The sequence below is a fragment of the Streptomyces sp. WAC05374 genome (assembly GCF_004353505.1).
Lineage (GTDB): Bacteria > Actinomycetota > Actinomycetes > Streptomycetales > Streptomycetaceae > Streptomyces.
The window spans coordinates 35,340-61,863 of sequence record NZ_SMNQ01000029.1; the positions used below are offsets into that span (position 1 = coordinate 35,340).

The 26,524-nt window shown below is 74.0% G+C and carries 16 protein-coding genes, 2 tRNA genes and 1 riboswitch; of the genes, 10 read left to right on the forward strand and 8 right to left on the reverse strand.

Annotated elements, in window-relative coordinates:
* Positions 1-235 precede the first annotated feature (235 nt).
* A complete protein-coding gene (locus tag E2B92_RS31480) occupies positions 236-2,374 on the forward strand; it encodes a DEAD/DEAH box helicase (RefSeq protein WP_126887480.1) in 2,139 nt (712 codons plus the stop codon).
* Positions 2,375-2,607: 233 nt separating this feature from the next.
* The gene (locus E2B92_RS31485; protein ID WP_126887481.1) at positions 2,608-5,655 is read left to right on the forward strand and encodes an FG-GAP-like repeat-containing protein; all 3,048 of its coding nucleotides are present in this window, start codon (positions 2,608-2,610) and stop codon (positions 5,653-5,655) included.
* A 50-nt stretch (positions 5,656-5,705) separates the two neighbouring features.
* Here the strand turns inward: E2B92_RS31485 and E2B92_RS32790 are convergent, their stop codons facing one another.
* Complete coding sequence (locus E2B92_RS32790) at positions 5,706-5,852, reverse strand: hypothetical protein (protein WP_160159811.1); 147 nt, start codon at positions 5,850-5,852, stop codon at positions 5,706-5,708.
* Between the two features lie 607 nt (positions 5,853-6,459).
* Between E2B92_RS32790 and E2B92_RS31490 the strand changes: the two genes are divergently transcribed.
* The 4 genes from E2B92_RS31490 to E2B92_RS31505 all read left to right on the forward strand — a co-directional run bounded on the left by E2B92_RS31490 (position 6,460) and on the right by E2B92_RS31505 (position 9,865).
* A tRNA-Lys gene (locus tag E2B92_RS31490) sits at positions 6,460-6,532 on the forward strand.
* 411 nt (positions 6,533-6,943) lie between these two features.
* Positions 6,944-7,017: transfer RNA gene (locus E2B92_RS31495), tRNA-Met, on the forward strand.
* Between the two features lie 169 nt (positions 7,018-7,186).
* The gene (locus tag E2B92_RS31500; protein WP_126887486.1) at positions 7,187-8,329 is read left to right on the forward strand and encodes a PP2C family protein-serine/threonine phosphatase; all 1,143 of its coding nucleotides are present in this window, start codon (positions 7,187-7,189) and stop codon (positions 8,327-8,329) included.
* A gap of 296 nt (positions 8,330-8,625) precedes the next feature.
* Positions 8,626-8,759: riboswitch (cyclic di-AMP (ydaO/yuaA leader) on the forward strand.
* 11 nt (positions 8,760-8,770) lie between these two features.
* Entirely contained in the window at positions 8,771-9,865 is a 1,095-nt protein-coding gene (locus E2B92_RS31505; RefSeq protein ID WP_126887482.1) for a M23 family metallopeptidase, read from the forward strand.
* A 75-nt stretch (positions 9,866-9,940) separates the two neighbouring features.
* Here the strand turns inward: E2B92_RS31505 and E2B92_RS31510 are convergent, their stop codons facing one another.
* The 4 genes from E2B92_RS31510 to E2B92_RS31525 form a co-directional block, all read right to left on the reverse strand.
* Complete coding sequence (locus E2B92_RS31510) at positions 9,941-11,269, reverse strand: PrsW family intramembrane metalloprotease (protein ID WP_126887483.1); 1,329 nt, start codon at positions 11,267-11,269, stop codon at positions 9,941-9,943.
* A gap of 79 nt (positions 11,270-11,348) precedes the next feature.
* Complete coding sequence (gene trmB / locus E2B92_RS31515; RefSeq protein ID WP_126887484.1) at positions 11,349-12,113, reverse strand: tRNA (guanosine(46)-N7)-methyltransferase TrmB; 765 nt, start codon at positions 12,111-12,113, stop codon at positions 11,349-11,351.
* Positions 12,114-12,256: 143 nt separating this feature from the next.
* On the reverse strand, positions 12,257-13,456 hold the full coding sequence (gene lhgO, locus E2B92_RS31520) for an L-2-hydroxyglutarate oxidase (protein WP_133087782.1): 1,200 nt from the start codon (positions 13,454-13,456) through the stop codon (positions 12,257-12,259).
* A gap of 88 nt (positions 13,457-13,544) precedes the next feature.
* Complete coding sequence (locus E2B92_RS31525) at positions 13,545-14,981, reverse strand: MFS transporter (RefSeq protein WP_126887485.1); 1,437 nt, start codon at positions 14,979-14,981, stop codon at positions 13,545-13,547.
* Positions 14,982-15,596: 615 nt separating this feature from the next.
* Here E2B92_RS31525 and E2B92_RS31530 point away from each other — a divergent pair.
* Positions 15,597-17,693 (forward strand): asparagine synthase-related protein, encoded by a 2,097-nt coding sequence (locus tag E2B92_RS31530; protein ID WP_133087779.1) that lies wholly within the window; start codon positions 15,597-15,599, stop codon positions 17,691-17,693.
* A 12-nt stretch (positions 17,694-17,705) separates the two neighbouring features.
* On the opposite strand, the gene E2B92_RS31535 is transcribed toward E2B92_RS31530, so the two are convergent.
* Complete coding sequence (locus tag E2B92_RS31535; RefSeq protein ID WP_133087780.1) at positions 17,706-19,637, reverse strand: sigma-70 family RNA polymerase sigma factor; 1,932 nt, start codon at positions 19,635-19,637, stop codon at positions 17,706-17,708.
* A gap of 146 nt (positions 19,638-19,783) precedes the next feature.
* The gene (locus E2B92_RS31540) at positions 19,784-20,626 is read right to left on the reverse strand and encodes a TetR/AcrR family transcriptional regulator (RefSeq protein WP_126889561.1); all 843 of its coding nucleotides are present in this window, start codon (positions 20,624-20,626) and stop codon (positions 19,784-19,786) included.
* 353 nt (positions 20,627-20,979) lie between these two features.
* On the opposite strand from E2B92_RS31540, the gene E2B92_RS31545 reads away from it, so the two are divergent.
* Both E2B92_RS31545 and E2B92_RS31550 read left to right on the forward strand, forming a co-directional pair.
* The gene (locus E2B92_RS31545) at positions 20,980-22,380 is read left to right on the forward strand and encodes an NAD(P)/FAD-dependent oxidoreductase (protein WP_126889276.1); all 1,401 of its coding nucleotides are present in this window, start codon (positions 20,980-20,982) and stop codon (positions 22,378-22,380) included.
* 185 nt (positions 22,381-22,565) lie between these two features.
* Positions 22,566-24,215, forward strand: a complete 1,650-nt coding sequence (locus E2B92_RS31550) for an ATP-binding SpoIIE family protein phosphatase (RefSeq protein WP_126889277.1) — start codon at positions 22,566-22,568, stop codon at positions 24,213-24,215.
* Here E2B92_RS31550 and E2B92_RS31555 read toward each other — a convergent pair.
* On the reverse strand, positions 24,212-25,474 hold the full coding sequence (locus E2B92_RS31555) for an MFS transporter (RefSeq protein ID WP_126889279.1): 1,263 nt from the start codon (positions 25,472-25,474) through the stop codon (positions 24,212-24,214). The genes E2B92_RS31550 and E2B92_RS31555 overlap by 4 nt on opposite strands.
* A 142-nt stretch (positions 25,475-25,616) precedes the next feature.
* On the opposite strand from E2B92_RS31555, the gene E2B92_RS31560 reads away from it, so the two are divergent.
* Complete coding sequence (locus E2B92_RS31560; RefSeq protein WP_126889278.1) at positions 25,617-26,156, forward strand: MarR family winged helix-turn-helix transcriptional regulator; 540 nt, start codon at positions 25,617-25,619, stop codon at positions 26,154-26,156.
* Positions 26,157-26,524: the final 368 nt, after the last annotated feature.

The window sequence follows — 26,524 nt, forward strand, 5'->3', positions numbered from 1 at the left end:
GCGGTGAGGGACGTCACAGGCGGGGTGACGTGGACCGGTTTGCGCTGAGTGGGGGAGAGTGCGTATGGTGGTAGATCGTTTGATCCCATGTTCCCCTTTGCCCGGCGCCACTACCGAGAGCGCCGCGTGTGGCGCGTACTCTCCCTTGCCGTGGCTGACCGCATAGAGGCGGTCGAATTGCGAAACACGGAGTTGACGGGCGCGTGCCGAGACTCCGGAAGGTTTCGCATTTCGCATGTCCATTTTCAGTCCTGACCACGCCGTCATGCCCGAGAACGACGAGATCGTCGAGGTTCTCGCCGAAGACGCCCCCGAGGCTCCCGAGCAGGAGGCGGCGGACGAGGCGCAGGTCACCTTCGGCGATCTGGGTCTGCCCGAGGGCATCGTCCGCAAGCTCGCCCAGAACGGCGTGACCACCCCCTTCCCGATCCAGGCCGCGACCATCCCGGACGCCCTGGCCGGCAAGGACATCCTCGGCCGCGGCCGCACCGGCTCCGGCAAGACCCTCTCCTTCGGTCTGCCGCTGCTCGCCACCCTGGCCGGCGGCCACACCGACAAGAAGAAGCCCCGCGGCGTCATCCTCACCCCGACCCGTGAGCTCGCCATGCAGGTCGCCGACGCCCTCCAGCCGTACGGTGACGTCCTCGGCCTCAAGATGAAGGTCGTCTGCGGCGGCACGTCCATGGGCAACCAGATCTACGCCCTGGAGCGCGGCGTCGACATCCTCGTCGCCACCCCGGGCCGGCTGCGCGACATCATCAACCGCGGCGCCTGCTCGCTGGAGGCCGTGCAGATCGCGGTCCTCGACGAGGCCGACCAGATGGCCGACCTGGGCTTCATGCCCGAGGTCACCGAGCTGCTCGACCAGGTCCCCGAGGGCGGCCAGCGTCTTCTCTTCTCCGCCACCCTGGAGAACGAGATCGACAGCCTGGTCAAGCGCTACCTCGTCGACCCGGTCACCCACGAGGTCGACCCGTCCGCCGGTGCCGTCACCACGATGACCCACCACGTCCTGGTCGTGAAGCCCAAGGACAAGGCGCCCGTCACCGCCGCGATCGCCGCCCGCAAGGGCCGCACCATCATCTTCGTCCGCACCCAGCTCGGCGCCGACCGCATCGCCGAGCAGCTCCGCGAGGCGGGCGTGAAGGCCGACGCGCTGCACGGCGGCATGACGCAGGGCGCCCGTACGCGCACCCTGGCCGACTTCAAGGACGGGTACGTCAACGCGCTCGTCGCCACCGACGTCGCCGCGCGCGGCATCCACGTCGACGGCATCGACCTGGTCCTGAACGTGGACCCGGCCGGCGACCACAAGGACTACCTGCACCGCTCGGGCCGTACGGCCCGCGCCGGCAAGTCCGGTGTGGTCGTGTCGCTGGCGCTGCCGCACCAGCGCCGCCAGATCTTCCGCCTGATGGAGGACGCGGGCGTCGACGCCACGCGCCACATCGTGGGCGGTGCCGGGGCGTTCGACCCGGAGGTCGCCGAGATCACCGGCGCCCGGTCGCTGACCGAGGTGCAGGCCGACTCCGCGAACAACGCCGCCAAGCAGGCCGAGCGCGAGGTCGCCGACCTCACCAAGCAGCTCGAGCGGCTCCAGCGCCGTGCCGTGGAGCTGCGGGAGGAGGCCGACCGCCTGGTCGCCCGTGCCGCCCGTGAGCGCGGCGACGACCCGGAGACGGCCGTCGCCGAGGTGACGGAGGCCGCCGAGGCCGAGGTGCAGGCCGCGATCGCGTCCGTACCGGCGCAGCCGGCCCGTGACTCCCGCGACGAGCGTCCGTCCTCCTACGAGCGCCGTGACCGCCGCGACGAGCGGGGCAACTACGAGCGCCGCGACCGCGACGACCGTGGTGGCCGTTCCTTCGAGCGCCGTGACGACCGCCGGGACAACGACCGTGGCGGCTTCCGCCGTGACGACCGTCCCTCGGGCGGCTTCCGCCGCGACGACCGCCGGGACAACGACCGTCCGTCCGGTGGCTTCCGCCGCGACGACCGTCGTGACGACCGCCGGGACAACGACCGTGGCGGCTTCCGTCGCGACGACCGTCCCTCGGGCGGCTTCCGCCGGGACAACGACCGTCCGTCCGGTGGCTTCCGCCGCGACGACCGTCCCTCCGGTGGCTTCCGTCGTGACGACCGCCGGGACAACGACCGTGGCGGCTTCCGTCGCGACGACCGCCCCACCGGCGGCCACCGTGGCAGCGACCGTCCGTTCAACCGCGACCGTCGTGACGACCGCCCCTCGGGCGGCGGCTTCCGCACCGGCGGCCACGAGCGCCCCTACGGCCGCCGTGACGACCACCGCGGTGGCTCCAACTCCGGCTCCTCCTTCGGGCGCCGCGACGACAAGCCGCGCTGGAAGCGCAACGGCTGAGGCCGCGACGGCCGACGCGTAACGCACTGACCAGGGCCCGTATCCCGCACAGGGATACGGGCCCTGGCCTGTTACGATCCGGCTCACTCGCAGCGGGGGGCGCGGCCGGGGGGATCTTCGGGCCGGCGCACGGTGCCTTTGCACGACTCCCCGCGCACTCTGCACTTTTCCTGGGGAGGACCTGAGTGCCCCGACGCGCTCTCATACGCCATTCCATCGCCGCCGTCGCGGCGGTGACGCTTGTTTCCGGGGTGGGGCCGCTCGCCTCGCCGGCGGTCGCCGACGACGCGCCGGGCGTCGTCTTCGAGGCCACCCCGGCCGCCCACCCGAGGAGCGTGATCCCGCTCTCCGCCGGCCCGACCGGCTACCTGCGGTACGAAGAGGGCCGCGGCCACTTCTGGTCCACGTACTCCGGGACGACGCATCCCGTGTACAACACGGCCGAGGGCCCGGAGGAGGGCGCCACCTACGGCGCCGGCTCCGATGTCATCGCCGCGCTCGGGACCGGCCCCACCAGCGCGGGGCGCGTCCGGCTGTTCGACCCCGTCGCCGGGACCAACCAGTACGTCGACGTGCCCTCCGGCCACCGGTACGTCGGTGCGTACGGCTCCACGGTCGTGACGTACAGCCAGGCGAGCAGCACCGCCGAGCCCGAGTGGCACACGCACCAGTTGTCCGGCGGCACGGTCGCGAGCACGCAGGTGACCGGCTGGCCGGCCGGGGCCGAACGGCCGTACAAAATCCAGTCGGCCGGTGCCGACGGGATGGTGACGTCCTCGAGGAAGGACGGTGTGACCCGTCCGGTGTGGATCGGCGGCGGACAGGTGCGGGAGCTCGCCCGCACCACGACCGCCGGGACGGCTTCGACCGTGCTCACCCCCGGCCACGTCGTGGAGTGGACCGTGGACGGCAAGGTCGCCTTCTACGCCAAGGACGGCGTGACGCCCGGGGGCGCGCTGGCCCAGGCCCGGACCGCGGACCTGCCGTACCAGCAGGGCGACAGGCTCCTCGGGATCATCGGCGAGCAGGCGTTCGTTGCCCGCCAGTCGGGGCTGGGCGGGACCGCCCCGTACCGCGTCGTGACCGTGCCGCTCACCGGAGGGGCCGAGACCACCGTCCTCGCGTACGCACGCGCCCACGCGCAGCCCACGCCCGACGGCACCAAGCTGCTGCTGGTCGGCGGGGACAGCGCCGACGCGCTGGGCGTCCAGCTCGTCGGCCTCACGGACTCGGCGCCCACGGTCACCCGACTGACCGGCATCAGGCCCATGACGTCCATGCCGCGCTCCTTCGGCTTCGCCAACGGCACGCTGTACTCGCTGGAGCGGATGACGGACCTGAGCAACGCGTTCCGCACCCGGACCATGTCGGTCGCCGGCGCGCTGGCGGCCGGTGCCACGCAGGACCTCGGCACGCTCGGCATGGACCTCACCGGCTGCACCGACAGCGAGGGGTGCCCGGAGATCACGGCCACGGGCGACGGCCGCCTGCTGCTCCGGCCGGACTCCAACCAGGGCCGGTTCCCGCTGCTGTGGCGGCCCGGTGCCACCCAGGGCACCCCGGTGACCGCCGGCCTCGCCCGGCTGGAGGCGGTGCACGCGTCCGGGCGCTACCTGACCGCGCACGGCGACCGCCCCGACGGCTCGTACACGGGCCTGATCACGGTCGACCTCGACACCGGCAAGCAGCTCGCCTCCTTCCCCGCCGTCAGGGCGCTGGACTCCGACCTGTACGGGGACACCGTCTGGGCCGCCGGTGAGGTGGCCGGCACGGTGAAGGGCTACGACGCCAGGACCGGCGCGGTGAAGCGGACCGTGAACCTGGGCAGCGGCTGCAAGGCCGAGTCCATCAAGGTGACCGCGCAGTGGCTGAGCTGGGACTGCGCGGGATGGCCCGCCAAGAGCGGCGTCTTCGACCTCGACAAGAACGTCAACCACGCGACCTCCGAGCCGGTCTCCGAGCTCGGTGACGGCTATGTGGTGTGGGGCAGCGGCTTCGACGTCAAGGTGACCGACATCCGCGGCGCCCAGCCCGTGCACGTCGCCACCCACCGCGTCGCCGAGGACAACGAGCGGGAGTACAAGTACGCCGTCGACGCCGCGGCCGGGCGGATCGCCCTCACCGCCACCACCGACGGCGACATCCGCGTCGTGGACGCGGGCGTGCCCGCCTCCCCGATCGCCCGCATCGACGCCGACGTCCCGGCCGCCCAGGACGTCAAGGGCGGTGCCACGCCCTTCAAGCCCCGCTGGTGGCTGTCCAAGCCCGCCGCCTCCTGGCAGCTCACCCTGAAGGACGCCGCCGGTACCGTGCGGCGCACCCTGACGGGCGGCGAGGCCCGGGGCGTCCTGGGCGCCGCCTGGGACGGCAAGGACGCGAACGGCGCGGCGGTCGCCGACGGCGCGTACACCTGGACGCTGACGGCGGTCCCGGCGGACGGGCAGGGCGCCGCCCTCACCCAGACCGGCACGGTCACGCTGTCCGGCGCCACCGTCGCCCCGGTCACCCCGCCGGCGCGGCGCGACCACAACGGCGACCGTGTCGGTGACCTCGTGTCGCTGAGCTCGGCCGGCACCCTCGCGGTCCGGTACGGGACGGGCACGGGGACGCTGTCCGGCGCGGTGAGCGGCAGCGGCTGGTCCACCTCCGCGGTCGTGGTGCCCTTCGGGGACCTGAACGGCGACCGGTGCAACGACGTGCTGGTGCGGATGCCGAACGGTGAGCTGCGGGCCTACCGGCCCGGGTGCGGCAAGCCGCTGGTGCCGACGGCCCCGTACACCTCGCTCGGCACGGTGTGGGCGCAGTTCAACGTCCTGACCTCGCCCGGCGACCTGACCGGTGACGGCCGGATGGACCTGGTGGCGCGTCAGACGACCACGGGCGACCTCTACCTGTACGCGGACGACGGCGCCGGCAAGCTCAAGGCGCGCGGCCGGATCGCCACCAACTGGAAGGCGTACCGCGCCGTCGTCGGTGCCGGGGACCTCAACGGCGACGGCGCCGGCGACCTGCTCGCCGTGGACGGCGCGAACTCGCTGTGGCGGATGAACGGCACGGCGACGGGCACGCTCAAGGCGCGCGCCCTGGTGTTCGGCAACAACTGGGCGACCGGCCGCAACGCCTTCGTCGGCGTCGGCGACCTGAACAAGGACGGCAAGGCGGACCTGATCTCCCGCAACGCCGCCGGTGACCTGCTGCGCAACAGCGGCCACGGCACCGGGTCGTTCGGCTCGACGGCCAGGATCGGGACCGGCTGGCAGGGGTACAAGGGCCTTTTCTGAGCCCGGGTACAACCGTCGTGCCGTGCGGGTGGTCCTCACCTCCACGAGGTTCAGGCGGCCACCAGGGGGCTGATCATGATCACCCGCACGGCACGGCGTACCGCACTCCCCATCGCGACGGCGCTCGCGGCCACGGTCGCCGCCCTGGGCGCGCCCCCGGCCTCCGCCGCTCCGGCGGGGGACGACGAGGCCGTCATCACGCTCGGCACCTGGCAGGGCGGCCCGGCCCGGGCCGAGCGGATCGCCCTCGGCGGCTGCAGGCTCACCGTGACCGGCTGGGCCGACCCGGAGGAATGGCGGGGGCTGTACGAGTACGACCTGCCGGCCACCGGCTCCGTCGAGCCCGGCCCCCGCCGGACCGCCGACTCCGGCTTCTGGGTGCGGTGGCCGTGCGGGCCGCAGGCCGGGGAGCAGCGCGACGGCTTCGAGTCCCGGCTGTGGGCGCTCGGTGACGGCCGCGTCGGCTACAGCACCCCGCTCGGCGACCAGGAGGCCTCGGGCGGGCAGGTGCCCAAGAGCCATGCCGCGCTCGGCCGGTGGGAGGCGCCCGACCTGGTGGTGGGGGCGGCGGGGCCGTACATCGTCGTCAACGACACCCGGCGGGGCGAACAGCTCGTCGGGTCCTTCGACGCCTCCGACCGCGACCCGCTGGGCGAGGCCCAGGGCCTGGGCGTACCGCACTCCCCATCGCGACGGCGCTCTTCTGACGCTCCCGCCCCGCCCGGCGGCACGACGGCGCCCGTTGACCCGATACCCGATCGGATGCCGGGCGCCGTGGGGCTATGCTCAGGGGTGTCCTGCCGAGGGCCGTTAGCTCAATTGGCAGAGCAGCGGACTTTTAATCCGTTGGTTGTGGGTTCGAGTCCCACACGGCCTACCGATCGGGGCGGCTTTCGTCCCGCCCCGACCCGCGTGTCCCGCGGCCCGACCGGATGTTCCGGCCGGGCCGCAGCCCGTAGGAGCGCCCACCGGACGGCGCGCGGCCCGCCGGGACTTGGGTGTCGACGACTGCGGCAGCGCCGTGCGGACGCTCACCGACGGGCTGGGCGGAGTGGGGTCGTGAAAGAACGGCAGTGGCCCACCGGAACCATTCGTTGGCGCCGGCATGAAAGTCGACCCGCCGGCCCCCCCTCGCCCCGAGCGCCTGGCGTCCTTTCACGCCGGTGTTCATGGCCCGCCCGGGGAGGAAATCGGCGGGGACGTGAGCGTGCTGGGACCGTCACCAGTGGGTTCGCCGGGATATTGGTTAGGAACCGTGCGCCGGATGGCGTAAGGTGGTGTTCACCGACGCGGGGTGGAGCAGCTCGGTAGCTCGCTGGGCTCATAACCCAGAGGTCGCAGGTTCAAATCCTGTCCCCGCTACTGATGACAAAGGCCCGGTGCATTGCGCACCGGGCCTTTGTCGTGTCCGGGGCCGGGGTGTCGTCGCTCGGTCGGCGGACGGTGGGTCGCCGCGCGGCGCGGCTCCGGGGAGCCTGGGTGGGGCGCGGTACGGTCCGCAGCCGTGGGCGGAGCGGGCAGGAGACCAGTGCTGGGGCAGCGAGGCCGGGACGACGGCGGCGGGCGCGAGGGGGCCCGGCGGTTCGTTCGCGCGCTGCCCGCCCTGCTGATCGCGGGAGGTGTGGCGTACGACCTGTCGACCCCGCCGCGCTTCACCGCCGCACCGCTGTTCGCCGCCGCCCCGCTCGTCGCGGCGCCGCTGTTCGCCGTGTGGGCCACGCTGCTGTCGGGTTCGTTCGCGGTGCTGGCCGTGCTGTTCCTGCACCTCGGCAACGGCACCCTGGGCGAGGTGCAGGCGCTGACCGAGATCCTCACCGTGGTGGTGGTCGCGGCGCTGGCGCTGCTGATCAACCGGGTGGTGCGGCGCAGTGGTGAGCGGCTCGCCTCGGCGCGGGTGATCGCCGAGACCGCGCAGCGGGCCGTGCTGCCGACGCCGGCCGAGCGGATCGGCGGGCTCCAGGTGGCGGCGCGGTACGAGGCGGCGCAGGAGGACGCGTTCATCGGTGGTGACCTCTTCGCCGTGCAGGACACGCCGTACGGGGTGCGGCTGGTGGTGGGGGACGTACGGGGCAAGGGCCTGGGCGCGGTCGAGGCGGTGGCGGTGGTCATCGGGGCGTTCCGGGAGGCGGCCGAGCAGGAGAGCTCGCTGGAGGGTGTGGCGCAGCGGCTGGAGCGGGCGCTGGCCCGGGAGGGCACGCGGCGGGACGGGCTGGACGCCTTCGAGGGGTTCACCACGGCGGTGCTGGCGGAGGTGGTGCGCGGGGAGGCCGTGGTGCGGGTGGTGGACCGGGGGCACCCGGAGCCGCTGATGCTGTACGCGGACGGGAGCGTGGCGCTGCTGGAGCAGGTGGAGCCCGCGCTTCCGCTGGGGATGGCCGAGCTGGGGGCGTGGCCGGACCGGGCGTTCGAGGTGCCCTTCCCGGCGGGGGCGACGCTGCTGCTCTACACGGACGGGCTCTCCGAGGCCCGGGACGCGGCGGGGGTCTTCTACGATCCGGTCGCGCGGCTGTCGGGACGGCTCTTCCCGGGGCCCGACGCGGTGCTGGACGCGCTCGTGAGCGACGTACGGCGGTATACGGGTGGCGGGGCGACGGACGACCTGGCGCTGCTGGCGGTCAGCCGGCCGGCGGAGGGGCAGCCGGAGCGGCGCCGGACGATGCCGGTGGTGCCGTAGGGGTCGCGGGGGCGGGCGTGATGGCGGGCGGTGCGGGGCGGGCGGAGGACGCCGTCGGTACGGTGCGTGATCGGTGGGTGTCACTCCGCTTAGCACTTGACGCAGCGTCAGAACTTATGTGGTCGGTGAATCTTCCTGATGCGCGATCAACTCGCCCGGTTGTGCCCGATTGTGGGCCAGTACATCCCGGCCGCATCCAGTTAATGATCAGTAGGAACAGCTTGGAATCTCGAGCCCGCGTCTATTAACGTTCGATAACGCAGCGCGGTCGTCCCAGCCGTCGCAAGAGACGGCACCGTGCGCGTGCGCCGAATTCCGTGAGGGAACCGGGGAACCACCTTTTGGGGTGAATCGGGCCGAACCTGGCCCGTAGGAGACCTTCCTGCTCCGAACCCGTCAGCTAACCCGGTAGGCGAGAAGGAAGGAAAGGAGTGCGCCTCCGTGGCGTCCAACAGGCCTGCCCCCGAAGCCCCGTACGGCTCGACCGTCTCGTTCCACACTTCGGGTGTCCCGGATGCCGCGCCCGTAAACGCGCAGTGGGAGGAATGGAACCCCACCGAGGAGACCGTCCGCCCCGTCCGTGGCCGGCACCGCATCGCCAAGCAGCGCGGCGGCCTGGCCCGTAGCTCCACCGTCCTCGGCGTCGGCGTGATCGCGGCGGTCGGCGCGGGTGGCATGGCCACCGCGCAGGACAAGCCCGCGGTCTCCATATCCCTGCCCGACGTCGTCACCGACAACCTCCCGGACGCCGACTCCCTGCCCGGACTCGGCTCCCTGATGTCCGACGACGCGGGTGACTCCGGCGCCGACGAAGGCGCGACGGAGGCCGGGCCGCTCACCGCCGCCTCCGCCGACGCCACCGGGCAGCAGGGCGCGGACGCGGGCGAGGCCCTGCGCGCCCGCATCCTCCAGCAGGCCGAGCACCAGCAGGCGACCGCCGACGCGGAGGCGAAGGCCGCGGCCGAGGCGGCCGCCGCCGAACAGGCCGCCGCGCAGGCGAAGGCCCAGCAGACCGCCGCCGAGGAACTGGCCGCCAAGCAGGCCGCCGAGGAGAAGGCGAAGGCCGAGGCCGAGGCCGCCGCGGCGGCGAAGGCGGCCGAGGCGGCCGAGGCGGAGCGGCTGGCCAAGCTCGCCGGGAGCTGGTCCCTGCCGACCTCCTCGTACACGATCACCTCCACCTACGGCCAGGCCGGCAACATGTGGTCCTCCGGCTACCACACCGGCCTCGACCTGGCCGCGCCCACGGGCACGCCGGCCAAGGCGGTCCACGGCGGCACCATCAAGTCGGCCGGCTGGTCGGGCTCGTACGGCTACCGCATCGTCCTGGAGCTGGAGGACGGCACCGAGGTCTGGTACTGCCACCTGTCGTCCATGACGGTCGGCGCCGGGCAGACGGTCGCCACCGGCGAGACCATCGGCCGGGTCGGCGCCACCGGCAACGTCACCGGTCCGCACCTGCACCTGGAGGTGCACACCCCGGGCGGCGACGGGATCGACCCGCTGGCGTGGCTGCGCGGCAAGGGCCTCACCGTCTGAGCCCTGCCGCCTCGGAACCGAGGACCCCGGCAGCTCCGGCGGCACACCCCCCGACGCCGGAGCTGCCGGTCGTTCCTAGTACCGGTACGGGTTGTAGCCGCCGCCGTAGTTGAGGTACGGAGGCGGCGTCCACACCTTGCCGGTGGCCTGCGCCGCGTACGTCAGGGCGGGGCCCGCCACCTCCTTGCGCTGCCACAGGTGGTGCAGCAGCTCCTGCTCGCGCGCCATGAAGTCCGCGCCCACCACGCCCCGGCGGGCCCGGTGGCGCAGGAACGCCAGCGACGTCGCGAACGCCTCGTACTCCCCGACCGCGCGGGCGGCCGCCGGACCGAAGCAGCGCGCCGCGTACCCGCGTGCCAGCCCGCGTGCCCGCATCGAGGCGAGCGCCAGCGGCTCCGCCGGGGTGAGCCAGCCCGCCGCGGCGTACGCCGGGAGCTCGCCCGATATCGTGCGCAGCTCCCGCTGCCGCGACCAGATCGCCAGCCACGTCAGCAGCCCGAACGCGGGCACCATGAACGCCCCGTACACGGCGTAGAACCCCCACGGCCCCAGCGCCGCCGAGCCGTTCCACAGCGCGTGCATGCCCATCGCCAGGGCGAGCCCCAGCAGCGGCAGCGCGACCCGGCGCACCCGCTTGCGGCGCGCGGTGATCGCGGCGATCCCGAAGCCGATGCCGGTCAGCACCGTGAACAGCGGGTGCGCGAACGGGGACATCACGATCCGTACGAAGAAGGTCGCGGCCGTGACGGACGCGAGCCCCGAGGCCCCGATCTGCTGGTCCTCCCCGAAGGCGTTGCCGAGGTAGAGGATGTTCTCGGTGAAGGCGAAGCCCGTGGCGGTGAACCCGGCGATGACGACACCGTCGACGATCCCGGTGAAGTCCCGTCTGCGGAAGACGAAGATGAGCAGCACGGCGGCCGCCTTGGCGCTCTCCTCCACGATCGGCGCTATGACGGTCGCGCCGAGCGTGTCCGCGGACGACGGGTCGGCCGTGGCGGTGGCTATCCAGCGGGTCGCGAAGGTGTTGGCCACGATCGCGACGAGCGCGGCGGCGCACGCCCCCCACGCGAAGGCGAACAGCAGGTTCTTCCACGGGCCGGGCTCGACCCGGTCCAGCCAGCGGAACGCGGCCATCAGCAGCGGAACCGGCAGCAGGGCCAGGCCCAGGCCCACGAGGAAGCCCTCCGTGCCGGTCTGCTCCCGCACCAGGGCGAGGATCACCAGCCCGCACAGGGCGAGCACGATGACGACCGCGGAGGCCCGCACCACCTTGCTGCGCCACAGGGCGCGGCGGGGCTTGTAGCGCCAGCGGGCGCGCTCCGGCACGGCGTCGAACGACGGCTGTGGTTCATACGCCGGGACGGCCGGATACGGCGACTGGGCTTGCGCAGACGAGTGGGACACGCGATCGACCCTAACGACCGCCACTGACACTCCGCGACGGCATTGCTACCGGTGCGGGGGTCGTCACACGAGCCGGTCGTCACACCCGCCGGAACAGCAGGTCGTGCACCACGTGCCCCTTGTCGAGGCCCTGGCCCTCGAACCGGGTGAGCGGCCGGAAGGCGGGGCGGGGCGCGTAGCCGCCGCCGGGCTCGGTGTTGGCGAAGCCGGGGTGCGCGGTGAGCACCTCCAGCATCTGCTCGGCGTACGGCTCCCAGTCCGTGGCGCAGTGCAGCACGGCGCCGGGCTTCATCCGGGTGGCCACCAGGTCCAGGAACTCCGGCTGGATCAGCCGGCGCTTGTGGTGCCGCTTCTTGGGCCAGGGGTCGGGGAAGTACACGCGGACGCCGTCGAGGGCGTCGGGCGTGAGCATCTCGCGCAGCAGGATGATCGCGTCGCCGTTGGCCACGCGTACGTTGGTCAGGCCGGCCTTCTCGGCGAGGGCCAGGAGGTTGCCCTGGCCGGGCGTGTGCACGTCCACGGCGAGGATGCCGGTCGAGGGGTCGTCGGCGGCCATCTGCGCGGTCGCCTCGCCCATGCCGAACCCGATCTCCAGCACGACCGGCAGCCCGCCGAACATCTCGGCCGGGTCGAGCGTGCGCCGGCCGTCGATGTCCAGCCCCCACACGCCCCACAGCCGCCGCAGCGCGTCGCCCTGCCCGGGCGTGACACGGCTGCGCCGGGGCTGGAAGCTGCGGATGCGCCGCTCGAAGTGCGACCCGGCGGGATCGGGCGCGGGTCCTTCGGGGAAGCGGGGCTCACCCTTGGGCCGGCGGGGCGAGGCGGTTTCACGGGATTCAGACACAATGACCGAAGTCTACGGCGCCCCCGGGACGGCGGGCATCGCCCGGGCGCGCTCCCGGCCTCTCCCGTGCTCCCGGCCTCCCTCCGCGCGGCCGGCATCCCCCCGTGCTCCCGGCACCCCCGGCCCGCGCCCCGCCGGCGGCGTCAGTCCAGGTGCGCCAGCGCCCGCCGGGCGACCTCGCGGCCGATGGGGAGGGAGGCGGTCGCCGCGGGGGACGGGGCGTTCAGCACGTGGACCGTCCGGCGGGCCTCGCGGATCAGGAAGTCGTCGACCAGGGTGCCGTCCCGCAGGACGGCCTGCGCCCGGACGCCCGCCGGGGCGCGGTGCAGGTCCTCGGGGACCACCTCCGGGAGCAGGCGCCGCACCGCCTCGGTGAACGCCCGCTTCGAGGCCGACCGGTGCAGCTCACCGGCGCCGTACCGCCAGTGGCGGCGGGCGATGTGCCAGGAACCGGGCCACGCCAGGGTCCCGGCCAGCTCGCCGGGCCGGACGACCGTCCAGTCGTACCCCTCGCGGCTCAGCGCGGGCACCGCGTTCGGCCCGAGGTGGACGCCTCCGTCGATGCCGCGCGTCAGGTGCACGCCCAGGAACGGGAACGCCGGATCGGGCACCGGATACACCAGGCCCCGCACCAGCTCCGGCCGGCCCAGCTCGTAGTACTCGCCCCGGAACGGCACGATCCGCATCTCCGGGTCGTCGCCCGCCAGCCGCGCCACCCGGTCGCAGTGCAGCCCCGCGCAGTTCACCAGCACCCGGCCCCGCACGACCGCCCTGGACGCCGTCCGCACGGCGACGCCCCAGGGGCGGCGGTCCACGGCGGTGACCTCCGCCCCGTACCGGATCTCGGCGCCGGACGCCTCCGCGAGCTGCGCGGCCACCGCGCCGTAGTCGCACACGCCGGTGGTGCCGACGTGGATCGCGGCCAGGCCGCGCACGTGCGGTTCGTACGCGGTGATCTGCGCCGGGCCCAGCTCGCGGACCGGAATGCCGTTCTCCCGGCCGCGCTGGACCAGCGCGTGCAGCCGGGGCAGCTCGGCCCGCTCGGTGGCGACGATCAGCTTGCCCGTGACCTCGTGCGGCAGCCCGTACTCGGCGCAGAACTTCACCATCTCGGCCGCGCCCCGCACCGCGTACCGCGCCTTGAGCGAGCCCGGCCGGTAGTAGATCCCGCTGTGGATCACGCCGCTGTTGCGCCCGGTCTGGTGCCGCGCCGGGCCGTGCTCCTTCTCCAGCACCACCACCCGTGTGCCCGGGGCGGCGCGCGTGATCGCGTACGCCGTCGACAGCCCGACGATCCCGCCGCCGATCACGAGCACGTCGCAGTCGAACCGGCCGAAGCCCATACCGCCGTACGCGGACACCTGTGCCACCTCCCACCCCAGATAGTGCACTGGCCCACTGACAACGGCGATAAACCAGGTGGGACGTGGCTCACGCCGGAGCCATCAGCAGCGGGCGCGCCCGCTCCCGCAGCTCCGCCACCCTCGGCTCGTCCCCGTACGGCTCCAGCCGGTGCAGCAGGTCCCGTACGTACTCGGTGGTACGCGCCGAGGAGATCCGCCCGGCCACCTCCACCGCGCGCGTGCCGGCGGCGCAGGCCGCGTCCAGGTTGCCCGACTCCAGCTCGGCGACGGCGCTGACGACCAGCCGTAAACCGTGCGAGCGGACGTACTCCTCCGTCGGCCGCGACAGGGCCTGCTCCGTGAAGCGGCGCACCTGGCGCGGGGCCTTGAGGTCCCGATAGCACTCCGCCGCGTCCGCGCAGAACCGGTCGTAGGAGTAGAAACCCAGCCAGGACGGGTCCGCGTCGCCCTCCCGCGACCGCTCCAGCCAGCCCTCGGCGGCCCGCAGCGCCGCCCCGGCGGAGGCGCCGTCACCGGCCTTGGCGTGCGCCCGGGCCTCCACCAGCCGGAAGAAGGACATGGTCCGCGCGGTGGCCAGGCCCCGGTTGCGCTCCAGGGCCGCCTGCGCCAGGTCCACGCCCTCGTCGGCGAAGCCCCGGTAGGTGGCCTGGAGCGACATCGACGCCAGCACGTACCCGCCCAGCGGCACGTCGGCGGCCGCCCGCGCGAGCCGCAGCGCCTGGATGTAGTACCGCTGGGCGGCCTCCTGCTGGCCCGTGTCGAAGGCCATCCAGCCCGCCAGTCTGGTCAGCTCGGAGGTCGCCCCGAACAGCGCACGGCCCACCTCGTCCGAGTACGACCCGAGCAGCAGCGGTGCCGCGTCCACCCGCAGGCACTCGGGCACCATCGACGAACGCCAGTCCCCGCCGCCGTACTTGGAGTCCCAGCGGCGCGCGTCCTCCGCCGCCTCCCGCAGCTTCGCCACGTCGCTGTGGCCCACCCGGACCGCGCCCGCCTCGTCGGCGGCGCCGTCCGGCGCGGCCGCCACCGACCGCTCCACGGAGGAGTCCGCCGGGGTTATCAGCCACCGGGAGGCGGGCGTCGCATAGGCGCTGACCGCGAAGGAACCGGCCAGCGACTGCCAGATCCCGCCACCGCCGGCCCGCCGCCCGGCCAGGTCCAGCCGGTACAGGTCGGTCGCCGACTTCACCGCCTCGCCCACGTCGCGCGGGAAGGCCAGCCCCACCTCGGGCGCCGGGTCGGCGTCGGCGAGGCCGATCTCGTGCAGCGGGACCGGACGGCCCAGCTTCTGCCCGATCGCGGCCGCGATCAGGTGCGGTGCGGCGCCCTGCGGCACCATGCCCTTCGACACCCACCTGGCCACCGACGTCTTGTCGTACCGAAGGGTCAGACCGCGCTGCGCCCCGAGGTCGTTGACCCGCCGGGCCAGGCCGGCGTTGCTGATTCCCGCGAGGGCGAGAACGGTGCCGAGCTTCTCGTTCGGCCCGCGTTGCTCCCTGGACATGCGCCACCCCTCGACCCACAGAACGGCCGCCGCGACGCCAGGCATAGGCGCGCGGCATTCGTAAACCCAGCGTAGTTCGCCGCATCCCCACCGTTAAGGGGCGGTGTTCCGTATGGCGAGATGTTGTGCGTTCGTCCGGCCGCGCGGGCGGCTCGTGCCGGGACGCGCCCGGCCGTCGTGCTCTCACCGTGCCCTCGCCGTGCTCCGGGCGTGTGGCCGTGCGCCCGCCCGTGCGCTCTGCCCGGTGCGGCGGGGGAGCGCTTCCATGGGTGCTGCGTGGGTCGGCCCGCCGTACTGGAAGCGGTGGGCTGGGGGACACCGCCGCCTCAATCCCCGCGGGTGGCGGACCGGTCCGGGAGGCGGACAGCGCCTCCCGGACTGAGCTTGTGAGTAGGTGTGTGGACAAATGTACGGTTAGGGCGGGCGCGGAGATTGGCTGAATGATGCCCATCGGCCGGTCGGCCGAACCTTCCCTCCTACCGTGACCAACTGGCCAATGCCAGGGGCGCGTTCCCATTTCACGGGGCGCGGCCCGTAGCCCCTCCTGTGCGCCGTTGTCGTGGCAGCATGTCTCCGTCGGGAGTGCTGAGTTGTCCACAGGCTGTGGAGGCGGCGATGCGGTGGCTGGTGGGGTGGAGCAGTATCGCCGCGAGCTTCGGTACGGCGGGGGCCGTCGGGACCGATGACGAGAACGGCACGGTGCACCCCGTCGGCGCCCAGCTCCTGTGGGGCGACCCCGATCCGCTGTGGGCGGTCGGCGACTGGCGCCCCGACGAGGTGCGCGTCGTCACCGTCGACCCCATCACCCGGCTCGCCGTCCTCGGCTGCTGCGCGGCGAGCGACGACCAGCTCAGGGTCGGGCTGTTCGCCGCACGCGGCGGCGCCATGCGCCACCTCACCGCCTGGCCCGGCAGCTACACCGCCGTCGCGCAGGTCGGCCGCCGCATCATCGTCACCGGCGACCTGGCGGGCGCACGGCCCGTCTTCCACACCCCCTGGGCCAACGGCACGGCGTACGCCACCGCCGCCCTCCCCCTCGCCGACCTCATCGAGGCCCAGCTCGACATCGGCCACCTCGCCGCCCTCCTCGCCTGCCCCGAGACCCCCGAGGCGCTGCGCGACTCCACCCCGTACGCGGGCGTCAAACGCGTCCCGCCCGGCCACGCCCTGGTGCTGCGGGAGGGCTCGCGGGAGATCACCGGGTACGAGCCGGTCGCCTCGCTCGCCGTCGCGGCCCCCCAGATCGACCCCGACCGGGCCGTCGACGGGGTGCGCGACGCCCTCGTGGAAGCCGTACGGGCCCGCCTCACCGCCCCCCGGCACGCCCCCGAGACCCTGCCGCCCGACCCCGGGCCCGTCCCCGGCATGGGCCCCGCCGAGCGGCGCGCCGCCCGGGGCGCGCCCGCCCCCGGCATCGGCGCCGACCTCTCCGGCGGCAGCGCCTCCGGCACGCTCGCCCTGCTCGCGGCGGGCCTGCCGGGCGTGCCGGGCACGATCCTGGGGCACGGCACGGGCGCGGGCGAGCGGCTGCTCGCCGTCACCTTCAACGACCTGGCCACGGGCGGGCGGGACGCGGAGGCGGAACGGGCACGGGCCCGTGCCATCGCCGAGAACCCGCGGCTGCACCACGTCGTCGTCGCCGCCTCCGAGGAGGCCCTGCCGTACGCGGAACTGGAAGGCCCCCTCACCGACGAGCCGGGCCCCTCCCTGGTGATGGCCGAGCGGCACCGGCGGCGCCTCGCGGCGGGCAGCGCCGACCATTTCACCGGGCAGGGCGCACGGCAGGTGCTCGACGCCCACCCCGCGCGCCTGGCCGACCTCCTGATGGACCGCAGACGGCGCCATCTGCTGCGGCCCGTCACCGCTCTCGCCAAGGCGACCGGGCCGTCCGCAGGTTCGCTGCTCGTCCCGCTCACCGTCTACCGGGCGGCCCGCAGGCTGGCCCGGACGCCCTACCGGGCGGGCCTGGAGTCGGCCGCCGACCGGCTGCTGGAGGCCAATCGCAGCCCGGGTGCCCCCGGCGGCCCGCTGGGCGCCTCCCTCGCCGCCCTCGCCTGGGCCCGGCCCGGGCCCGCGGCACGCTGGCTGACGGGCGAGGCCCTCGCTGAAGTATCGGTTCGCCTCAACCAGGCGGCCACCAGGCCCACCTCGGTCCAGCGCCCGGGCGAGGCACGCGCGCGTGCCGCCCTCGCCCGGTACGCCGCCGACCACCGCATCCTGGAGCAGGCCGCCGAGATCCGCAGCCAGCGGCTCCACTCGCCCTTTCTCGACAACCAGGTCGTCCGCGCCTGCCGCGACCTGCCCGAATCGCTGCGCGTCCAGCCCGGCGCCCGCGCCGCGATCCTGCGCACCGTCCTCGCGGGCGCGGGCATCCACGACCTGCCGCCCACCTGGGGCGCCACCTCCCACGCCCCGGCGGCGGCCGCCCACCGTGCCGGGCTGCGCGCCGCGCTGCCGCAGCTCATGGCCCTCTTCGACGCGCCGCTGCTCGCCGACGCGGGCCTGATCGAGGCCCGGGTCGTCCGCAAGGCGCTGCGGGCCGCCACCGAGGGCGAGCCGGTCCCGCTGGACGGGCTGGCCGACCTGGTCTCCACCGAGCTGTGGCTGCGCCGCCTCCTGGCCCGCCGGGGCACCTGCTGGACGGGCACGGCGGCACCGCGCCGGCGCGCCGTGGCGGCCGGCGTGCCGCCGCGCCCCACCCTCCGGTCGTGACCGCCCGGGGCGTCAGCCGCAACTGATCCGGGACTCCGCCCAGTCGGCGGGCGCCACGGCGCTCAGCGGGGCGGCCGGGTCCGGTTCCACGACCAGCCGGATGGTCCTGTGCCCGGCGATGCCCACGCGCAGCGGTACGGCCCGGTCGCCGCCGCGCAGCACCGGCGACCGCCACAGCCGGGTGCCGTCCCCGTACACGGAGAACCGCACCGCGCCCAGGCCCAGGGCCATGTCGTCCACGCCGGCGAACGCCTCGTAGGCCGAGCAGCGGCGGTTGAGATCGATCGTCAGCGACGACCGGGCGTGCACGGTCACGCCGTGCCCGTACCGCTCGCCGCCGACGGACATGCCCCAGCGCTGCCACATCCAGCTCGACGCGCCGAGCCGGACCTCGGGCCCGGTGTGGTCGCCGTGGAGCCCGTAGTCGAGCTGGTTCACCTGGTAGACGGCCGGCGGTGGCGGCGGTGGCGGCGGTGGCGGCGGGGGAGGCGTCGGCTTCGGGGCCGGTGGTGCCGGGGCCGGTGGCGCGGGGCTGGGCGGCGGGGCGGGCGGGGGCGCGGCCTTCGGCGGTGGCGTCGGGGACGGGGAGGGCCGCCGTGCGGCGGGGGCGGGCGCGGTGGACGCGGGGGCGGCGGACGGCGCGGGTCCGCCCGGAACGGGGCCGGGCGCGGGCGGCTTCGGCGCGGGGGTGGGCGGCGGCGGAGCCGGCTCGGCGGGGGCGGGTACGACGGGCTCGGCGGCGGGCGGGCGGGCCTCGGGCGCGGACACGGGCGCGGGGCTTCCGGACAGGGCCCACACCACACCCGCGACGGCGGTGACGGCCACCGTGACGGCGAGGCCCGCCTTCGCCGGGGCGCCGAGCCCTTCGGCGGCGGCCCCACCGGCGGCCCCGGACGCCCCGCCCGACGCCCCGGCCCCGGAACCGCTCGCCGCGGCCGCCGCGCCCGCGCCGGCACCCGCCGCACCCGCGGCGCCACCGGCCACCAGCCCGGCCGCCTTGAGCGAGTACCCGGCCGCGAACCAGCCGATGACGGCGACCGGAAGCAGCGCGGGAATCCCGGAGTTGACCTGCTGGAGCTCGCCCACCGCCAGCCGGCAGCGGGCGCACTCCTCCAGGTGCTTGCGCAGGCCCCGCTCCGCCCGCGTCCGCAGCCCGCCCCGGGCGTACGCGCCCAGCCGGTCCGCGTGGAGCGCGCAGTCGCCGCCGGCGGTGAGCGACCGGCTCACATGCGCCTGCAAGTACGCCTGCCTCAGCCCCTCACGGGCCCGGCTGGCCAGCACCGCCGTGGCGTTGGCCGTCAGCCCGAACAGCGGCGCCACCTCGCTCGGCGACTCCTCCTCGACCGCGGTGTGCCACAGCACCGCCTGCCACCGCTCCGGCAGCGAGCGGAAGGCCCGCACCGCGAGCGACTGCTCGGCCTCGTGCATCGCCCGGACGTCGGCGCCCACCTCCAGCGTGTCGCCGTCCGACAGCTCCGAGGCGCGCACCGCCTGCGCGGCGAACACCGCGAAGTCCTCGACGAGCTGCTCACGCCTGGACGTCCTCGCCCACGCGGCGGCCACGCGCCGCACCGTCGTCAACAGGTAGGCGCGCACGGCGTGCTCGGGCCCCGCGCCTCCCCGCACCGCCTGGAGCGTCCGCGCGAACACCTCCGCCGTCAGGTCCTCCGCGGTGTGCGCGTCCCGGCAGCACGTACGGGCGTAGCGCCGCACCGCCCCGGAGTGCCGCAGGAACAGCTCCTCGTACGCGGTGTCGTCACCCTCGCGCATCCGCTGGACCAGCTCGGCGTCCGACGGCGGAAGCTCGACGGGCGGCGGCAGTACGGAGTCGTCGCCGGCCTCGCGCGCCTCACGCCGCCCGCCCTGGCTCGGCACCTTCGGCGTGGCCGCACCGCCGGCCGCTGCTCCGCTCCCGAGCGGCTCTCCGCGACCCTCACCGCTCATCGCGGAAGCCCCCGTACCCCTGCTCAGACCCGGACACCGGGCAAGAGTGCCACAGAGCACGGCGCACGACCGGGGCGAGAGCCCGTCAACCACTCATCCGGGGAAACCACCCGAACGCGGGCCCGAACCGTCCCCCGCCCCGCCCCTCACACCGGGCGCGACCGGAGCCCCTCCAGCAGGATGTCCAGCAGCCGTGCCGACGCCGCGCTCTGCTGCGCCGCGTCCGGCAGGGAGGGTGCCGCCGTGGCGATGACCAGCAGCACGTCCGCCACCGTCACGTCGCCGCGCAGCTCACCCGCCTCGCGGGCCCGGTCGACGAGCTGCCCCACGACCTCCAGCAGCTCCGACGCGCCCGCGTCGTCCGGCTCGGCCGCCGGCACGGCCCGCGAGGGGACCACCCGCAGCTCGGGCTGGCCCGCGACCGCGGACACGGCCTGGACGGCCGGCACCGGGACGCCCCGCTGCTGCGGCACCCGCGCCTCGTCCACACCGGCGGCCACCGCTCCGGCCGGAACCGCGCCCGGCTCGTCCACGCCCACCCGCAGCACGTGCGGCGGCAGCAGACGGCCCGCGCCCGAGGCCACGGACGTCCGCAGGAACCGGGAGAGCGCCGACCACGGCTCGTCCTCCTGGCCCAGCGCCGCACGCGCCTGCTCGGTGAGCCGGGAGGTCTCCTCCTCGGCTATCCGGCGCACCAGCACGTCCTTGCTGGGGAACCGCCGGTAGACCGTGCCGACCCCGACGCGCGCCCGGCGCGCCACGTCCTCCATCGGCGCCCCGTAACCGAGCTCGCCGAACACCTCCCGAGCGGCCCGCAGCACGTGCTCGAGGTTCCGCTGGGCGTCCACCCGCAGCGGCGCCGTACGGCTCGACGGCCCGCCGGCCCCGACCCTGCCGTTCAGCCCGCCGCCGAGCCCCTCCACGGACGAGGACGACGAAGCGGACGACGACGCGACAGCGGTCGACCAACGGGAATCCTGAATATGCATGATTGTTCCCCCGGTAATGATGTGTCTCCCCCCGGAGACTCCCCCACCCTGACAACCGGGGCCCGGACCGCGCGCTCAGGTCATGCGCAGCGTCCCGACTCCCCGACGACATACGAACATAGTTGAGTCGAGGTCAATTCAGAAGGGGCAGTTCCGACCGGTGCGCCCCCCGATCGGAGCAAGGACCGGAACGGTCCCGATTCTGCCCCCTCCCGCCACCCCCCTCCCACCCCCTGACCTGGGCACCTTCCCCCACACGCACCTCCCGCGCCACCCCAGGCCCCACCCGGCCTCCGGTCACACAATTTGCCGGGCCTGTGGACAAACCCCGAAGCCCGTTGCGTCATGGGAAGGTGACCGAACCTGTGCGCATTCTCGTTGTCGGCGGTGGCTACGTCGGGATGTACACCGCCCTGCACCTCCAGCGGCACCTCAAGGACCGGCTCAGAAGCGGCTCGGCCGAGATCACCGTGGTCACACCCGACCCGTACATGACGTACCAGCCCTTCCTCCCCGAGGCCGCGGCGGGCAACATCTCGCCCCGGCACGTGGTGGTGCCGCTGCGCCGGGTCCTCGACAAGTGCCGCATCGTCATCGGCGAGGCCACGTCCGTCGACCACGCCAAGCGCACGGCGACCATCACCACCCTCGCCACCGAGGAGGAGGGCACCGGACCGGTCCGGCTCACCTACGACGAACTGGTCATCGCGCCCGGCTCCATCTCCCGCACCCTCCCGGTCCCCGGCCTGGCCGACTACGCCATCGGGTTCAAGACCGTCGAGGAGGCCATCGGCCTGCGCAACCACGTCATCGAGCAGATGGACATCGCCTCCTCCACCCGCGACCCCGCCATCCGCGACGCCGCCCTCACCTTCGTCTTCGTCGGCGGCGGCTACGCCGGCGTCGAGGCGCTCGGCGAGCTGGAGGACATGGCCCGCTACACGGCGCGGTACTACCACAACATCAAGCCGCAGGACCTGAAATGGGTCCTCGTCGAGGCGACCGGCCGCATCCTCCCCGAGGTCGGCGAGGACATGGGCAAGTACACCGTGCGCGAGCTGCGGGCCAGGAACATCGACGTACGCCTCGAAACGCGCCTGGAGTCGTGCGAGGACCGGGTCGCCGTCCTCAGCGACGGCACCCGCCTGCCGACCCGTACCGTCGTGTGGACCGCCGGGGTGAAACCCGCCCCCGTCCTCGCGAACACCGACCTCCCGCTCGACGAGCGCGGCCGCATCAAATGCACCGCCCGCCTCAGCGTCGAGGGCGTCGACCACGCCTGGGCCGCCGGGGACGCCGCCGCCGTGCCGGACGTCACCGCGGGCACACCGGGCCGGGAGTGCGCGCCCAACGCCCAGCACGCCGTGCGCCAGACCAAGGTCCTCGCCGAGAACCTCGTCGCCTCCCTCCAGGGCCGGCCGCAGAAGGACTACGCCCACAAGTACGCGGGCTCCGTCGCCTCGCTCGGCCTGCACAAGGGCGTCGCCCACATCTACGGCCGCAAACTCAAGGGCTACCCCGCCTGGTTCATGCACCGCGCGTACCACCTCAGCCGCGTCCCCACCTTCAACCGCAAGGCGCGCGTGCTGGCCGAGTGGACCCTCGCCGGCCTGTTCAAACGGGAGATCGTCTCCCTCGGCTCCCTGGAGCACCCGCGCGCCCAGTTCGAACTCGCCGCCGGACCCCCGCCGCCCGAACCCGACGACGAGGCGTCGAAGGGCGGAACCGCGGACGGCGGAGCGAAGTCCGACTGACCGGGGGCCGCGAAAGGCGCCGCCGAGGGCGCCACTGACGAGGCGGAGTCACGACAGACGCCTCTTGTCAGTGCGGTCGGTCACACTGGACGTGTGACCATAGGTGGGCTCACACCTGCACAGAGTGACTCAGCACGGCATCGCACGGCAACGCACGGCAACGACACCATGAGGCATACAGATCCGTGAACTTCACGCGTTGGAGCGCCCGGCTCCCCGGTACGCAGCGCCGCGCCGCCGCGCGAGGCACCGGCCATGGGGTCTCGCCGGCGCAGCGGGGGGACTCCGTACCCGCCGCGCGGGGTGAGTCCGACCAGCAGCTCGAGCCCGTGCCCGACGACGTCCCCGCCCTGGAGGACTTCTCCGTACGGGAGCTCCTCGGCCGCCTCCCCGGCCTCGTCGCCCTCACGTACGGCACCGACCACCGCGTCGCGTACGTCAACGACGCCTACGCCACCGCCTTCGGCCCCCGCCCGCCCGGCGCGGCCGTCGCCACCTCCTGCCCCGAGCTGACCGAGCTGGGCCTGCTGCCGCTCATGGACCAGGTGCTGCGCAGCGGGAAGCCCCGCACGGTCAAGTCCCGCCGCACACACGCCGGCGGCTCGTACACGGTCACCTGCCTCCCCGTCGACACGCGCGGCGCCGAGTCCGGCGTCCTCGTCCACGCCGCCGACGTCACCGACCACGCGGAGGCCGCCGAGCGGCTGCGCGCCAGCGAGCGCCGCCACCGCGAGACCGCCGTCACCCTGCAACGCTCGCTGCTGCCGCAGGAGTTGGAGCAGCCCGACGACCTCCGCGTCGCCGCCACGTACCAGCCGGGCGGTACGGACGCGGCCGTCGGCGGCGACTGGTACGACGTCATCACCCTCGGCGCCGGCCGCACCGCCCTCGTCATCGGCGACGTCATGGGCCGCGGCGTCCGGGCGGCCGCCGTCATGGGTCAACTCCGCACGGCCGTACGGGCCTACGCGCGGCTCGACCTCCCGCCCCACGAGGTGCTCCAGCTCCTCGACGGGCTCGCCGCGGAAATCGACGCCAGCCAGATCGCCACCTGCGTCTACGCCGTCCACGACCCCAACGAGGGCCGGCTCGTCTATGCCTCCGCCGGGCACCTGCCGATCCTCGTCCGCGACGAGGACGGCACCGTGCGGCGCGCCGAGGAGCCGACCGGCCCCCCGCTCGGCACCGGCGGCTGGCTGCACACCTCCGGCACCATCGCCCTCCCGCCCGGCTCCACCGCCGTCCTCTACACGGACGGCCTGGTCGAGCGCCGCCGGGAGGACATCGACGAAGGCGTCGCCGCCCTGGAGCGCGCCCTGGCGGGCGCCACCGGCAGCCCCCAGGTGGTGTGCGACCGGCTGCTGCGCTCCCTGGGCGTGACCGCCGAGCACGACGACGACGTCGCCGTCCTGGTCCTCCAGCACCCCTCCCGCTCGGGACCGGACGCGGAGCTGTTCCACAACGCCGCCCTCGACCTGCTGGGCGGCGTCGAAGCGGCTCCACGCGCGCGTGCCTTCGCCTCCGGGGTCCTCTCGAGCTGGCGCTTCCCGGTGGAGCTGCGCGACCTGGGCGTCCTGGCCACCAGCGAGCTGGTCGCCAATTCCCTCCAGCACGGCACCCCGCCCATGCGCCTCAGACTCCGCCGCACCGACCGGCGCCTGATCATCGAGGTGACCGACGGGGACGACCACCTGCCGCGCCGCCGCCGCGCCGAAACGGAGGACGAGGCGGGTCGCGGCATCTCGATCATCGCCACGATCGCCTCGTCCTGGGGCAGCCGCCGCACACCCGGGGGCGGCAAGGCCGTCTGGTGCGAGTTCGCCCTGCCCGGTTAGGCCGCCGCCTCCACCGGCTGCTCCGGGCGGTGCTGGGCGACCACCCGGGACTTCGCCACGAGGTACGGGTGGTCCTGCACCGGGGTGAGCCTCCGCCCCAGCCGCAGCGCCAGCACGGTGATGCCCAGCGAGAAGAGCACGAACGTCACGATGTACGGCCCGTGCAGCGCGGCCCCCATCGGCCCGCCCACGGCCGGGCCGACCGCCAGCGCGAGCTGCTTGACCAGGGCGAAGGCCGAGTTGTACTGCCCGACCGCCGACTCCGGCGCCAGATCGGCCACCAGCGGCGCCACGGTCGGCGACAGCATCGCCTCGCCGAGCCCGAACAGCCCGTACGTGGCCATGAACGCCGCCGTCGCCATCGCCTGGCTGCCGTGCCCGAGACCCGCGTACCCCGCGAAGAGCCACGCCACTGTCCAGATCAGCCCGACCCACGCGATCACCCGCGTCCGCCGTCGCCGCTCCACGAACCGCAGCACCAGGAACTGGGCCACCACGATGACCGCCGTGTTCGCCGCCAGGGCCATGCCGAGCGCCGACGGCTCGATACCGGCCGCCTCCGTGCCGTACGCCGCGAGCCCCGACTCGAACTGTCCGTAGCAGGCGAAGAACAGCACGAACCCCAGTACGCAGAGCTGCACCATCGCCCGGTGCCCGAGCAGCGCCCGCAGCCCGCCGCCCCGGCTCTCCGGCCGCGCGTCCGAGATCACCGGCGTACGCGGCATCCTCACGGTCGCCGCGATCCCGGCCAGCACCAGGAACATCGCGGCCTCGATGGAGAAGAGCAGCAGGAAGCTGTCCGGCCGGCTCTCGTCGACGAGCTGCCCGCCGATCAGACCGCCGATGCCGAGCCCCAGGTTCTGGAGGAAGAACTGCATGGCGAAGGCGCGGGTACGCGTCGACGTGGACGAGCACCAGACGATCATCGTCGCGAGCGCCGGCTGCATCACGGCCGTACCGGCACCCAGCAGCGCCGCCGCACCCACGACGGTCGTGACGCTGCCCGCCAGGCCCATGCCCAGAGCCCCCACGGCGGCCAGCAGGGAGGCCCCCACCAGCACGGGCAGCGGCCCCCGACGGTCGATGGCCCGCCCGGTGAAGGGGAGGACGACCAGGGCGGCCATGGCGAAGACCGCCAGCACGGCCCCCGCCGTACCGGCGCCCAGGTCCCGCACCTGAGCCACATACACATAGAGATACGGAACGGTGAACCCGAGCCCGAACGCGCTCAGCACGTTCCCTGCCTGGATCCGGCGCATCGCCGCGCCCATCGCCTTGGTCACACTCACCTACTTCGGCTCTGTAGGACTCAGTCCTGAAGACTTCAACACTAAAGTTCGATGCTTAACTGTACACATTGAAGGACTTCAAGGCGAACGAGTGCCGTGGGATACTCCCCGCATGTCCGACACGCAGGAACCGAGCCTCGACGAGCAGATCGCCGCCTACCAGCGCGAGTTCCGCGACCTCGACCCCCAGGTCGAGAAGGTGGTCTCGGCCCTGGGCCGGCTGAACCGCCGCATGAACGTCGCGTACGGCCGCCAGGTCGCCGAGCTCGGCATCAGCAACGCCGAGTGGGAGGTCCTCAAGCACCTCGTCCTGTCCGGCGCGCCCTACCGCCTGGGCCCCGGCGACCTCGCCAAGCGCCTCGGCCTCACCCCCGCGGCCATGACCCACCGCATCGACCGCATGGCCGCCGACGGCCTGGTCACGCGCGACCGGGACGAGACCAACCGGGTGCGGGTCATCGTCGAGCTCACGGACGAGGGCCGGACGAAGTGGCTGGAGGCGATGCGCATGGCGACCGCCTTCGAGGAGGAGCTCCTCCAGGACCTCTCGACCGAGGAGCGAGGGGTACTCGGGGACATGCTGATCCGCCTGCTGCGCCGCGTGGAGCACACCCAGCCGGACGCCGGCGGCCGCCTGCAGGGTCTCGACTAGTCGGTGTCCTGGCGGGGTTGACACCCCCCTGCCCGATGCGTAAAGTTCTTCGGGTTGCCACGGAGCCGTAACGGTTCTGCGGCAGCCAATCCCGCCGCGAACGCGGCAACCAAACTCAGCACGGACTCCCGACCGGGACACTTTTCGGCATGCCGAAATTCGTTTCGAAAGACTCGATTATGAGTCGCCCGGGAAATCCGCTAGAGTTTGAAACGTCGGAACGGCCCAACAGCCGGAAAGGCAACCCCCTCTGACTGGGAATCAGGCCCGAAAGGATCTGATAGAGTCGGAACCGCCGGAAAGGGAAACGCGAAAGCGGAGAACGGCCCGGCAGCCCGCTCCAGCGGGTGGCGGAAACGGAAAACGGA

What these genes read in the sequence shown, in the direction of transcription:
- E2B92_RS31480 (WP_126887480.1), top strand. Translation starts at nt 236, where the DNA reads ATGTCCATTTTCAGTCCTGACCACGCCGTCATGCCCGAGAACGACGAG.
- E2B92_RS31540 (WP_126889561.1), bottom strand. Translation starts at nt 20,626, where the DNA reads ATGCATATTCAGGATTCCCGTTGGTCGACCGCTGTCGCGTCGTCGTCC.
- E2B92_RS31525 (WP_126887485.1), bottom strand. Translation starts at nt 14,981, where the DNA reads ATGTCCAGGGAGCAACGCGGGCCGAACGAGAAGCTCGGCACCGTTCTC.
- E2B92_RS31535 (WP_133087780.1), bottom strand. Translation starts at nt 19,637, where the DNA reads ATGAGCGGTGAGGGTCGCGGAGAGCCGCTCGGGAGCGGAGCAGCGGCC.
- E2B92_RS31560 (WP_126889278.1), top strand. Translation starts at nt 25,617, where the DNA reads ATGTCCGACACGCAGGAACCGAGCCTCGACGAGCAGATCGCCGCCTAC.
- E2B92_RS31530 (WP_133087779.1), top strand. Translation starts at nt 15,597, where the DNA reads ATGCGGTGGCTGGTGGGGTGGAGCAGTATCGCCGCGAGCTTCGGTACG.
- lhgO (WP_133087782.1), bottom strand. Translation starts at nt 13,456, where the DNA reads ATGGGCTTCGGCCGGTTCGACTGCGACGTGCTCGTGATCGGCGGCGGG.
- E2B92_RS31555 (WP_126889279.1), bottom strand. Translation starts at nt 25,474, where the DNA reads ATGCGCCGGATCCAGGCAGGGAACGTGCTGAGCGCGTTCGGGCTCGGG.
- E2B92_RS32790 (WP_160159811.1), bottom strand. Translation starts at nt 5,852, where the DNA reads ATGACGGCCTCGTCGTCCCCCGCCGGAGCGGCGGAGGCCGGGGGCGCG.